10 protein-coding genes and 1 pseudogene are annotated in these 12,426 nt (G+C 69.2%); 2 read left to right on the forward strand and 9 right to left on the reverse strand.

Going from position 1 to position 12,426, the window contains the following annotated elements:
* Positions 1-58: 58 nt before the first annotated feature.
* The 7 genes and pseudogenes from ACYUED_RS41580 to ACYUED_RS41610 form a co-directional block, all read right to left on the reverse strand.
* On the reverse strand, positions 59-1,309 hold the full coding sequence (locus tag ACYUED_RS41580; protein WP_491289574.1) for an McrC family protein: 1,251 nt from the start codon (positions 1,307-1,309) through the stop codon (positions 59-61).
* Complete coding sequence (locus tag ACYUED_RS41585; RefSeq protein WP_491289575.1) at positions 1,302-3,404, reverse strand: McrB family protein; 2,103 nt, start codon at positions 3,402-3,404, stop codon at positions 1,302-1,304. The genes ACYUED_RS41580 and ACYUED_RS41585 overlap by 8 nt, the downstream gene beginning before the upstream one ends.
* 304 nt (positions 3,405-3,708) lie before the next feature.
* A complete protein-coding gene (locus ACYUED_RS41590; protein ID WP_491289576.1) occupies positions 3,709-4,140 on the reverse strand; it encodes a hypothetical protein in 432 nt (143 codons plus the stop codon).
* Positions 4,133-5,242: a hypothetical protein gene (locus ACYUED_RS41595; protein WP_491289577.1), complete on the reverse strand. Its 1,110-nt coding sequence runs from the start codon at positions 5,240-5,242 to the stop codon at positions 4,133-4,135. The genes ACYUED_RS41590 and ACYUED_RS41595 overlap by 8 nt, the downstream gene beginning before the upstream one ends.
* Positions 5,243-5,948: 706 nt before the next feature.
* Positions 5,949-6,137 (reverse strand): annotated as a pseudogene (locus ACYUED_RS41600) (SAM-dependent methyltransferase); the annotation flags it as partial.
* Between the two features lie 30 nt (positions 6,138-6,167).
* A complete protein-coding gene (locus tag ACYUED_RS41605) occupies positions 6,168-7,523 on the reverse strand; it encodes a hypothetical protein (protein WP_491289578.1) in 1,356 nt (451 codons plus the stop codon).
* 285 nt (positions 7,524-7,808) lie between these two features.
* Positions 7,809-8,267, reverse strand: a complete 459-nt coding sequence (locus tag ACYUED_RS41610) for an ATP-binding protein (protein WP_491289579.1) — start codon at positions 8,265-8,267, stop codon at positions 7,809-7,811.
* Between the two features lie 167 nt (positions 8,268-8,434).
* On the opposite strand from ACYUED_RS41610, the gene ACYUED_RS41615 reads away from it, so the two are divergent.
* Together ACYUED_RS41615 and ACYUED_RS41620 are read left to right on the forward strand one after the other, a co-directional pair.
* Positions 8,435-9,286, forward strand: a complete 852-nt coding sequence (locus ACYUED_RS41615; RefSeq protein WP_491289580.1) for a helix-turn-helix domain-containing protein — start codon at positions 8,435-8,437, stop codon at positions 9,284-9,286.
* Positions 9,283-9,468: a DUF397 domain-containing protein gene (locus tag ACYUED_RS41620; RefSeq protein ID WP_491289581.1), complete on the forward strand. Its 186-nt coding sequence runs from the start codon at positions 9,283-9,285 to the stop codon at positions 9,466-9,468. The genes ACYUED_RS41615 and ACYUED_RS41620 overlap by 4 nt, the downstream gene beginning before the upstream one ends.
* A gap of 23 nt (positions 9,469-9,491) precedes the next feature.
* On the opposite strand, the gene ACYUED_RS41625 is transcribed toward ACYUED_RS41620, so the two are convergent.
* Complete coding sequence (locus ACYUED_RS41625; RefSeq protein ID WP_491289582.1) at positions 9,492-9,920, reverse strand: hypothetical protein; 429 nt, start codon at positions 9,918-9,920, stop codon at positions 9,492-9,494.
* The gene (locus ACYUED_RS41630; protein WP_491289583.1) at positions 9,917-12,253 is read right to left on the reverse strand and encodes a competence protein CoiA family protein; all 2,337 of its coding nucleotides are present in this window, start codon (positions 12,251-12,253) and stop codon (positions 9,917-9,919) included. The genes ACYUED_RS41625 and ACYUED_RS41630 overlap by 4 nt, the downstream gene beginning before the upstream one ends.
* Between the last annotated feature and the right edge of the window lie 173 nt (positions 12,254-12,426).

Raw genomic sequence — 12,426 nt, forward strand, 5'->3', positions numbered from 1 at the left:
CTCCTTGAAGACGATGACTGCCGGTGCTGTGTGTAACACGTCGAGCGGCCCACGATGGTCAGGGCAATACGGAGCCGATCCACTCCGCTGCCTGCGCAGGCGTTGTACGGGTGTCGACGCCGAGGACGTGGATGGTGCCCAACGGGCCGTTGGGGCCGCGCACGTGGAGGGTTCGCTGCGCCTGACCGCCCGGCCGGGGATGGACGATGACGGCCACCGGGGCGTCGGTGGGCGCGTAGCCGCTGCTGTAGGTGAGGAGCTGGTGGACGTCGGCCGCGCTCACGCCGTGGCGGTCGTAGCGCTTGTACTTGGCGTCCACGGGCAGCAGTGTGCGATGGGCTGTCCCGTGTCCCGTGAGTCCTGGAAGGCTGAGCAGGAGATCGGGCCGGAAGGCAGAGGTGTTGCCCAGGTCTCCGTGAACTGTGATGCCGACGCCGCTTCCCGCGGCCCGCACGGCGTGACCGCCGTGCGGGCCGGCGGCCTCGGTGCCGAGCCGGCGGACGACGGCTTCCCAGAGCGCGGGCATGGCGAGCAGGAGACCGTCTGCCGTGGTGCCGTGATCGGTGAGCAGGTCGGTCACGCCACCACCGCGCAATAGCAGCCGGGCCCAGGTGTGGGCGGGCCGGTAACGGGCGTTCAGGCGCGTGTAGTGGGTACGGTCCAGAGCGCGTAGGGCCGCGGCCGGGGTCGGGGCCTGAGGGAAGGCGCCGGCGATGCCGTGCAGGGCGCGCGCCAGGTCGGGACTTGCGGTGACGCCGAGTGCGGCCTTGAGCGCGCTTCCCAGCACCCGGTTGTCCCAGATGTCCGCCTCCCGGTCGAAGGTGCTGACGTGCAGCTGGTCCAGTTGCCCGTAGCGGTGGGTGACCTGGGCGGCGACGTCCAAGCGCCCCCGGAGCACCGGCTCGACGCTCCGGCGGCGCACGTAGTCCCGGCGCAGTCCCTCCCGCAGCAGTCGCTCGCACTGTTCGAGCAGTGCGGCGGCGACCAGGTCGGCGTAACCGTCGGGGCCGGTGGTCCACCGCCTGGCCGTCGCCGGGAGAGGCGTACCGAGGGCGTAGGCGAGCCAGCTCATGAGCTGCTCTCCCGGAATGGCGAACTTGGGCGCGACGACCACGCGGACACGGTCCAGGACCAGGACTCCGACGGTCGCGTCGGCCTTGAGCCGCCACCCGGTGCGCTCCCTGGTCAGGGTGAGACAGCCCCGTGCCTGGAGGGCGTGCAGGCGGTCGACGTCCCGGGGGGTGAGCTGACCGGGTTCCAGCGGGGCGGACTCGTACTCGCCGAGCCGGACCGGGATGCGGTCAGGCATCCGGACCGGGAACGCCGCTGGTGAACTCGGTCGCCAGCGCGTCTGCCAGGTCCTGAGGGGGCATGAGACGCGGACGCCCCGTGTCGGCGTCGACCAGGTCGCCGAGGACGCGGTGCAGCAGTTCCGCCCGGCCGACGCAGTAGTCCTCCAGCAGCGGGATCACCTCGTGGTGGAAGGCCGCCGCCAGGTCTTCCTCGGTGGCGATCGGCTCTCCGTCGCGCAGCAGGTAGGCATGCCCGATCTGATGGTCGGCGTCGAGATGGCGAGCGATGCGGGTGTTGAGGGACTCGAGGAACGCGGCCAGGTCCAGCGGGCCGACGGTTCCGGACACGGCGTCCGGGTCCGGGCCCACGGGCAGGAAGGCGAAGCGGCGGCGCACCGCGGCGTCCAGGTGACTGATGCTCCGGTCGGCGGTGTTCATCGTGCCGATGACCCGGACGTTCGGCGGCACGGAGAAGCGGCGCTTGCTGACGGGCAGGGCGACCGGCAGGTTCCGCTTGTCGAGTTCGAGGAGCGTGATCAACTCTCCGAAGATCCGAGGCAGGTCACCGCGGTTGATCTCGTCGACGACCAGCAGGAACGTCTGGTCCGGCTGGGCGGCGGCCCGGCCGCACAGGTCGTGGAACAGGCCGTCCGCGAGGGCGAGGGTGAGCCCGGGGCCGGTGGCGCTCAGGTCCGGCTTGAAGCCCTCGACGAAGTCCTCGTAGCCGTAGGAGGGATGGAAGGTGACCATGCGGACCCGGTCGCCGTGCAGCATCTCGGCCTGCGCCTCGGCACGTTGCCGGTTGTCGGCGCCGAGCGCGTCCGCGCGACCGTCCAGGACGAGGGCGGCGCCGAGTGCGAGCCGTGTCTTGCCCGTACCGGGCGGCCCGTGCAGGATCACCTGTCCCTTGCGCTCCAGCGCGTCCAGTACGGCCTGTACCTCCTCGGGCAGCGCGACCGACGCCTGCGCCTGCGCCCGGCCCACACCCGGGGCGGAGTCCGCGCCGGTGTCGCGGGCGGCGAGCCTGGCGAAGAGGCTGGGGTCGACCTTGGCGAAGGTCGACCGCCACCCGTGCTGGGGCTTCGGAAGTTTCTGCGCGTGGGAAGAGTCCCAGGCCACCGGGACGACGTGATGGAACTCCGCCCGGTCGGGGTCGTAGCGGTAGCTCCCGTCGACCCTGCCGGTGGCCAGGACCTCGTCCACCCCTCGGTTCGCGACGATCCGGTCTCCCGCCTCCAGGTCCCGGAAGGCCAGCAGCCTCCGGGCGAGGGTGAGGCTGCCGCCACTGCTGCGCGGCCAGTGTGCGTCGAGGGCCTGCCGCAGATCCGTGTCGCTCTGGTACTGGCCGAGATCGCCGAGCTCGTCCCACCCGACGCAGATGAACCCGCCGTCCCGGCATTCGTCCCACAGCCGGCCGCGCTCACCGGGAGCGACCTTCCAGATGGTGCGTTGCCGTGGATTGAAGTGCTTGTACAGGAAGCGCATCACCTCCTGTCCCGTCCAGCCCTCAAACTCCCCACCGGCTCGCACGAGTTCACGCAGTTGACGGTTCGTGCGCGCGGCGGGGACGCCGGCCTGCGCCTCGCCGCCGAGCAGCGTGACGAACGTCCGCATGTGCTCGGTCGCGTAGATCGGCAGGAAGTGCTGCGGGAAGTAGGTTGCCAGGGACTTCGTCACCAACGTCGGCCCGCACCGCAGCACTTCGAGGTCGTCCAGGGCCTCGAAATCCCCTGCCCCGACGGCTTCGAAGGCCCGGACGAACTGTCCGCGCAGTTCCGCCCAGGCGTCCTGCGGGTCCATTCCGCGCAGGGGCGCGGCCAGTCGCCATTCGCCGGAGTTGTGGTGGTACATGATGTGCTTCGCGGCGCTGCCGCCCTTGATGCTGCCCAGGTGGGGTGTGCCGAACTCCATGAGCCGGCAGTACGTCGGCCCCGACTCGGGTGGCGCGCCCTGCCCGAGGGCGTAGCGCTCCAGCGGCAACTGCGCCCACTCCTCCAACGGGAACTGGGACAGCACCTGCTTGCGCTCGTCCTCGGCAGCCGACTCGAAGTCCGCCAGAGCCGTCCGGTCGAACTCGGCCGCCGCCGCGCGCACATCCACCCCGTTGGTCATGGAGGCCATGATGCCGGAGCGCGAGGTGGCGTTCCCGTCGCCCGGCGAAGTTGGGCAACTTCCGGAGGGCGGCGCAGGTGGCCGGCAGGGAAACGTTGCAGGTACGCACTGGAGGAAGTTGCCGCAGGATCAACGCCCCTCAGCCGGCGACGAGTCACTGGTACCCGGTATTCCGGGGAAGGTCTGCGACCTTGGTCAGGACGCCCTCGGAAAGGGCCTGAACACGCGCGTACGTACCTGGGGCTTGCGCCGCCGCCGGAACGCTCGTGTCCCGGCAGCGGTGTCATCTCTCGACGCGTTGCGGTCAGAGCTCCCATACTTGATCCGGGTCGTCCAGCGCCGCCCGGACCTGAGAGAGGTCTCCGATGTCAGCGAGCGGCGAGCTCTTGGCGATGTCGACGATCCCCCGCACGACGGTGTGCAGCACTTCGCCGTTGCCCTCGTCGAGTGCCCTGTCCAGCCGGGCGAACATCTCCTCGTAGAGGTTGCGTCGTTCCGCGAATGCCTGTGCGAAGTAGTCCTTGAGGACGGCTTCGGCGGCCCGGATCCGAGCGACTTCCGTGGCTTCGTAGGCCTCCAGCCGGGCTCTCTTGGTGCTCTCGACCTCGTGAATGTGAATGCACTCTCGGGCTGCATCGACAATCTGGTTCAACGCGGCGAAGCCGTCCATCGCCCGAACGGAGCCCTTGGCCGCATTGACGACCTTGCCTACATGCACCTTGGGCCGGTCAGTCATCCTGAGTCTCCTCGGTCAAGGGTCTGTACCTGATGGTGAGGTTTGCGCTGCTCTCGTCCAACTTGCCTTCAGTGTCGACAATCGGAGTCGCCGCCACGTCGCGGACCGCCATGACCAGGGTCATGGCCCGCTGGAAGCGCGTGGCGTGCCTCGGCGGATCGAACGGCTCGGACTCCAGAAGCTCCAGCGCGTCGAGCGCTCGGAGGGCGAGGTCCGTGAGAAGCCCGTGCAGCTCCGCGGCGCGGGCGTCGACGCCTTTCAGGCGGGCATCCGTCTCGTCAAGTTCAGCCATTGCCACGGCGATCTGCGCCTCGAACTCCCTCGCCCGGGTGATCGCCTTCGTGCCTTGGCCCTTGACGACCAGTCCACCGACAAGCAGCGCGGGACCGATGGTGACGAAGTTGAGCGCCGTGGCTCCCAGGGCCATCCCGCCGCCACCCGATGCAAGCGACCCACCGCCCAGGAAGGCGAGGGCCGCACTCTCGGCCGCGGCGCCCGTCAGGCCGGAGATCGCCACTCCGGTGCTCGCGACTCCGAAGCTGCTCGCTGCCGCCGTGATCCCGGCGCCCGCGCCCGCTCCCGCCGCTGCGGATCCGAGAGCCCCGCCGATCCATGCCGCAGCGTCGACATCGAGGCCGCGAAGCCCGGGGATCTTGGTCATGGTGGCGTCGAGGCCCTCCACCAGCAGCCGCTCGCTCTCGCGCACCTGTCGCTCGTGGCGACGCAGGAAGTGGCTCATGCACACGACGACATCGGTGAACGCCTGCCTCTGCTGCTCCCCCAGTGCCTCAAGGGCAGTGTTCGTCGCCGCCAGTGCGTCCTCGCTCTGGGCTCGGCGTCGCTCGTAGCCCTGGCCCGCCTCCTTGAGCCGGTCCCTCGAACGCTTCAGGTCGTGAGCGCCTTTGCCGCCGAGGACGACCCCGCTACCGCCGGTCGCCACACCGACACCGATGAGTAGAGCTGGCATGAAGAATGGCACGATTTCCCCCTCGGTGCCCCATGACCCCGGGCGAACCAGTAACTTCAACCGTCTGTTCCCGTTGCTGGGTGCGGCGGAAGGGGCCACGCGTGCTATCGATGCGCCTGTTGGCGCTTCAAGCATGACGGTAGCTTGTTAGCACTGTCAACGCGCTTGCGTCGTTTCCGAGGATCCGAATTTGTGTACGTGCTTGGGGGGCCGGGCCGGTCGAGCGATCCCGCCAAGGGGCTGTGCCAGGGAGAGGTGCTGCCGCTCGGGCACATGCGCCGCTTCGGGGCTGTCGATCTCGGCCCAGGCGGCGTTGCCGTTCGGGGGTACGCCTCCACGCCCCAACGGTCGGCGCTTGGAAGCCCGTTGCCGCGTCGGCGCCGTTAGCCTGTGGGTATGTCGGAGCGTGTCATGCCCGGTCGTACGGACGGCCTGATCACCCTGGTTGGCCGAGACGGCCCCCGCCGTGGCCGCCGCGGCCGGTCCTGACCGCGTGGACGGCCTCCCCGCCCAGTCCCGGCCGGTCATCGCGGACACCAGCGGCGACGGCCTGGCACTGTTCTGAGCGGGCACTGGGAGACCTGACACCCCGACGTCACCCTGCAGCCACCGGCCCCCGACACGGTCACCCCGCACGCCCGGCGGAACGCGCGGCAGAACTCCTACCGCAACTCCTGCAGAAGGCCCCGGTGTTCGCACCGGGCGTGAACGCTCGATACTCGCCAATTGAGCCGGCTCAACTCCGCGCGCACGGCCGACTCCCGCGTTTCCGTGGGCCATGAACCGGCCCCGTCGGCTACGTCGGCTACGGAGGACGTCGGCCGGGGCCGTGACGCGACTGTCAGGCGCGGGCCTGGACGACGAGCGTGCCGATGTGCCCGGCTTTCGGGGCCTCCACCACCGTTACCTCGGAGGTGAAACCAGCCCGGAGCAGGTGTCGCTCCCACACTGCGGGCTTGTAGCTGTACCGGTACGTGAACATGGCCTTCCCCGAGAACCCGCCCTTGTACATGCCCTGTGGCCCGTAGGAAGACCGGGTCGGCGACACCGCCCCTCCCCGTCAGTCGTACTGGGTGGAGATCTCCACAACGACGATCAGCCACATCCAGATCACGTTGAGGGCGAACTTGGGCATGCGGGTGGCCGTTCCGTGGTTCTTCCACTGCCGGCGTCTTCGGATCCAGTGTCCGAATATGAAGGCCGCTACCGCCAGGTGCCCAAGGCCCAGCAGGGCGGCCACCGACGGGGGCGCGCCGATGAGTACCGGCGTGCCGGACAGCGCGGAGATGAGATAGAACACGACGGGGACGAGCCACCGCAGCCCAGGGCGCTTACTGCTGGCTCGCACGGGCGTTGCTTCCGGTTTAGCCAGAGATACCGGCTTGGGGGTGAACAGGCCCACCGGCGCTTGGGTGCGGGCTTCATGTCTTGAGGGTCCCTGAACGGAAGACCTCTTCGTGGGTGCAGGAGTCGGTGGTGTCGGTCGAATACCGCCGTTACCCGACCGGCCGCGGAACATGGGGGCACCATGCGTAGCGTACGAGGCCCGCAACTGCTCTTCCAACCGGGCCAGTTCCTCAGCGATGACGTCGTATTGAGCCCGCTGGGCGGCAGCCGCACGGTCGGCGGCGCGGTCCTCCTCCGCCAGTCGGGTAAGAGCCGCGTCGAGAACACTCTTGGCCTCAGTACGTGCTTCGTTCGCGACGCCTTCCGCTGCGGCCTTGCTCGCCTCCAGCTCTGCTCGCCGCCGCTTTGCCGCCTCTTCGATCCGTTGACGGTCGGCAAGGGTCGTGCGCTTCGGCGCCCGGTCCTCGGCACGCCGCACACAGGACCGGCGCCATTCGACGAGCACCTTCGCGCGGTGCTCCCCGACGCCGTTGACGTGCACGCGGTGGCCGCTGGCCATGAGGATCCACATGACCTCCCCGCCCTTGCCGTTCGGTGCGGCCCCGCGGCTCACACCGGTGAAGTCGGCGGCGGTACGGACACCGCGGGCCGCGAGATCATTGATCAGACCCGTGCCAAGACCGTTCAGCTCCTTGACCGACAAATGGGCGCGGCGGAGCGCCGTGTCAATGAACTGCTGTCGCAGAAGCCGCAGTTCCTGCGCCTCGGAGTTCTGCTGGTCGCTGTTCAGCGCACGCAGTTGGTTGGCGACGGTCTGTTGCTTCTGCTGTTTGTCACGGTCCGCTATTGCCAACGCCGCCTGATACGTGCGGTTTGCCTTGTCCCGGGACACCGACGCCATGAACCGGCGCCGTTCGTCGGCCTTCTCGAAGGCCGCGCGTCCCCTGAGCAGGGAACGCTTGGCGCGTCTGGCCTCACGGAGGCGCCGCCGCTCGGCACGTAGTGCGGCACGATCAGGGGAGGTGGGTCTTGCCGAGGCGGCCGATTTCTGAGACATCCGGTCACTCATCTGGAGTGTTCACGCCCGGATTGTGGCAGGCGTGGAAGGTTGGCGGGGAGACGATCACACTGCGTCGGAGGTCTTCGCGGGGTGGTGTGGACCGTGGCCCGGCGGTGCGTTTGAACTCATTAGAACTCATTTGAGCTCAAGGGACGCGGACTCCCGCGTACCCAGGAGATCGGCGAGATCCGTGCTGTTGTCGCTCACGGTGTCCATTGTGCCGTGCGGGGTCGCGTGTGGCCGTGTGCCCAGCCGTGGTGGAGCGCCGCCGACACATGCGCGCCCCCGCCTGGCTCACTCGGCCGACGGAACGACATCTACTCCCCGGTCGGTGATCTCGGCCCAGACGGTCTTGCCGGAGGGCGGGCGAGGCTCGGTGCCCCAGCGGTCGGCCAGGGCGTCGACCAGGAGCAGCCCGCGGCCCGACTCGTGGTCCGGCCCCCGCTCCGGGGGGATCGCGGGCCGACGCTCGCCCCGCATGTCGCTGACCGCGATGCGCAGAATGCCGGCCGCGTCGTCCAGCGTCAGCGCCAGCAGGAAGTCACGGCCCTGGACGCGGCCGTGCAGCGCCGCGTTCGCCGCCAGTTCCGCGACGACGTGTTCCGCTCGCTCGATGACGTGGGGTGACGTCTCCCAGGCGGTCAGCCGTTCCACGGCCAGGAGCCGGGCGAGACGGGCGCCGCGGCGCGTGGAGGAGAGCCGCTGCGCGAACGTGCGTACGGTGGCGCAGGATTGGGGTGTGGAGACGTGCATGGGGCAACCGTGACGGGCGTGCGGGGGCGTGTTCCAGTAGCGCAGCCCGTACGCTGCGTCAACGTACGGGCACGTTGTGTGGACGGTACGGGGATCCTGCCGTCACCGTGGGTGCTGTCGATCGCGGAGAAACCGCAGAGGACGTACGCACCTGGAGGTGGCCGCGTATGACGGACAGCAGCGACGTGACGGCTTGCGAGTGGGAACGCGAGCCCGACCCCTCCGACAGTCTGCGGACCTTCGGAGCCGTCGTCCAGGCCCTGCGTGAGCACGCGGGGCTCAGCCGGGTCGAGTTCGCGGCGCTCGTACGGTTCTCCAAACACACCGTGGAGTCGGTGGAGTTGGGGCGGCGGATGCCCGACCAGTCGTTCGTGGAGCGGGCGGAGGAGGCGCTGGGGAACACGGGGGCGTTACGGAAGGCGGCCGGGCATCTGACGCGGGGTGAGGCGGGTCTGGCGGCCTGGTTCCGGCGGTGGGCGCGGCTGGAGAAGGTGGCGGTGAGCCTGTGTACGTATGAGTGTCGGCTGGTACCGGGGTTGTTGCAGGCGGAGGGGTATGCGCGGGCGGTGTTCGAGGGCACCATTCCGGTGGTCACGGACGAGGAGCTGGAGACCCTGCTAGCCGTCCGGATGGAGAGGCAGCGAATGCTGTACGAGCGGCCGACCGTGCCGTTCAGCTTCATCGTCGAGGAGCACGTGTTCCGGCGGAGGTTCGGGAACGTGGAGCAGATGCGGGCCATGCTCGACCATGTGCTGGAACACAGCGCACCGCGGAATGTGACGCTTCAGATCGTCCCGTTGGAAGCGGGGTTGCATGCGTGCCTGGATGGCCCCGTACAGCTCCTGGAGACACCGGAACGGCGTCGGCTCGCCTACTCGGAAGGGCAGCAGAACGGACGCCTGATTGCCGACCCGAAAGAGGTGAGTCTCCTCTACCAGCGCTATGACAAACTGCGCTCGCAGGCCCTGAACCCCGAAGACTCGCGGGGCCTGCCGGAGCGACTGCGAGGAGAGCTATGAGCACGACCGAACTCGCCTGGTTCAAGTCCAGCTACAGCGGCAGCCAGGGCGACAGCTGTGTTGAGGTCGCCGTCACTGAACAAGCTATCTGTGTACGGGACTCCAAGGACGTGACACGCCCTCCCTTCGCCGTCGGGCGCGAGGAGTGGTCGCGGTTCGTGGGGTTCGTGGCGGGGGCCTGAGAGGAGCGGCGTGCGCGAGGCGCTCAGAAGATCTTGCAGAGCGTCATCGCGCGCATGTCGACGTCACCCGGTGACCCGAGGACGGAGTTGCGGCCCACGTAGATGGTGTCCCACTGCGAGGTCCCGACCGGGCACGAGCCGGAGCTGATAAGCAGGCCCCCGGAGAGATCGGGGCTTGTGGTGCTGGCGTCCGGTATGCCGAGGGTGGCTGGTTCGGCGGAGCTCCCAGGTTCTCCTTCGTCGCCCTTGACGCCGCGTTCGCCTTGTGGCCCCTGCTCGCCCTGAGGCCCCTGCGGTCCCCGAGCCCCTTCCGTTCCCGCCGGGCCCCGCGCGCCGGTCGGGCCGGTCGCGACGAAATAGGCGCCGGCTGCTGCTCCCGCTGCGCCGGACAGGGTGACGACGGTTGCGGTGGCGGCGATGCCGATTGCGAGGCGACGACGGTTCGGTCTCATGTTCTTTCCTTCGGGTCATCGGTGGTGTGGGCGGCAGCACTGTATGCCGCGAACACTCGGGCCTGTTCCGTCTTCCGGAGCTGGCCCAGCTCGATGGGGCGCAGGCCGTGGGGGCGTCCGAGGCGTTTGAGGATGGCATCGAAGTACGGCACGGGCGTGTGCTCGGAGGCGACCACGAGGGAGGAGAGCAACACCCCATAGGTGGGTGGGCTGTCGACCGCTACGAGGATCGCTTCCCTGACCTTGTCGGTGAGGTCCGTCGGCTTGAGCCCGGCGGCAGCGGCGAGCGTGTGCCAGCCCACGCAGACCTGACGTCGGGCGGCATCGATCAACGCCCGCCGAACGGCTACGACCAATGCGGCCTTGGTGGTCCCGAGCTGACGCCAAGGCACACGGTCCTCCTTGGCGGAAGCGGTTCGGGCCACGGGTACGGCCTGTCTGGCCCGTGTATAGGCGGGGTCCACGGCGGCCCGCCATGCTGCTTGTACGGTCGGGGTGGCGGCGTCGGGCCTCCAGCCCAACTCCTTCAGTACGTCGCCGAAGAACGGGGCCGGGCCTGGGATCTGCCCTTCCGCCTTCACGAGGGCCGACAACAACCGACGCCCGGGAACGTAGGACTTGTCCACTGCGGCGAGCAGCCGTACGCGGTCCTGATCGGACAACGTGGACGGCGAGATGCGCTGCTTCTTGAGCAGGGTCGACCACTTGATCATGCCGCGCGCCTTGGCGACGACTTCCAGTTGCTCGCGGAGCGAGGCCACGAGCTGTGTCTCGTTCAGCACGCGTCCGGCACCGGCCGTGACCTCTGACAGGCTGGCCGAGGACTGTTGCTGCCGTGCGGGTGCCGATTCGGCGAGGGCGTAGGCGGTCTTTCGCTCGCGTTCCCAGATCTCCGCCACCTTCGTCTCGGACAGGTCGGTTCGCCAGCCGAGGCCGGCGAGGATGTCGGTGAAGTACGGGGCGGGCGCGGCCGGGGCAAGGGCGGGTTTGACGAGCGCCGAGAGCACGGGCTTGCCGTCGGCTCGGGGGTAGTCAACGGCGATGAGCAGGCGGACGCGTTCCTCCGGAGTGATGTCGCCGGGTGCCGCTCCCGCGTGGCTGACCAGTGTCTCCCAGTTGACGAGGCCCCGGGCGCGGGCGACGAGTTCCAGCTTTGAGCGGAAGGCCCGGAGCGTCTCGGCCTCACCGCGTGGAAGTGGATGGAGCGTTGAAGTGGCAGCTTGGGTCGTGGTGTGGGCTGGTGGGGGCGACTCGGGACGCGGAGAAGTGGGGCGTAGGTCCGGCCAGCGGGAGTCGGTCTGCTGGGGAAGGGGTGAAGCCCCGTCGGCGCGTATGAGCCAGACGGGCTCGGAGGGGGCCGCTGGGGTGAGTGGCAGCAGGTGGGCCGAAGAGTAGATGACGTGCAGTTGGTGAGGAGGAGGGGCTGGGTGGGCGTGCGGCAGGGCGATCTGGGCACGGACGACGGCCGAGCCTAGCGGCTGGATATCGGCCTCGTAGAGGCGTACGGCGGTGCCGTCCGGGTCGGAGTGCGGTGTCGGGAGTTCGGTCGCTGCGGTGAAGGCGACGGTGCCTGGAGCCAGAGGGAAGGCCACGGGCGTAGGGGCCGGAGCGGGGGTGCTGCTCGCGGGCGGTTCGGCGTCCAGGCGGGGCGTGATGATCCCCTCGTTTGACAGACGGCACTCGGTGAGGGACGACCACGCGAGGCTGTGGTCCGGGTACTGCGTGCCGACATACACCTCGCGGGTCTCGCCCTCGGTGCGGCAGGAGATGCGGATGGCGTGCCCGGTGGCGTCCACCTCGTTGTGCGAGAGCCCACAGTAGGGTCCGTACGCCCAGTGGACGTGGGTGTGCCGGTCGGCGAGGCGTTCGCGGGTCTCCTGCCACTCGCGGAGGGAGAGACGGGCCAACTGGACCCGGATAAGCCGGGACCGGCCTTGACCGAACCGGACCTCGACGGCTCCACCGTGGACCGCCCCGGGGTCCAGATACGTGACCTCGGCGTCCTGGTACTCCTGTCGCAACAGCCAGCGCCGTAGCGCCTGTCCGATGTACAGGTGATCTGCGCTGGCCTCACCGGTCTCCGTGCGGCGGCAGTGCACGGGCGGCCGGTGCGCGAAGTGGCACTTCTTCCCCGTGTACCGCTTCGGCGTTAACTTCTTGCCGCAGCCGCCGAGCAGGACGCCGCAGTAGAAGTCGTCGCGGGTCCGGCCCCGCATGAACCGGTCGAAGTCGTCGTGGTCGTACGGAAGGAACACCGGCCAGTCCGACTCGGCCTGACCGATGACCGCCGTCTGAACCTTGCGGGTGTCTTCTTCGGAGGTGAGCGAGACCATCCTGGCTCCTGGCACGGGCAGCGGCGGCGGTTGGGGCAGGCGGGGTGGCGAGGGTCTTTGCTTAGGGGCGGGGCGAGGGTGGACGTGTACCCGAACAGGCCGTGTGAGTATGCAAATCCAAGGACGTGACACGCCCACACGTCGCCATCGGCCGTGAGGAGTAGTCGCGGTTC

It is taken from the genome of Streptomyces sp. DF42 (assembly GCF_058267695.1).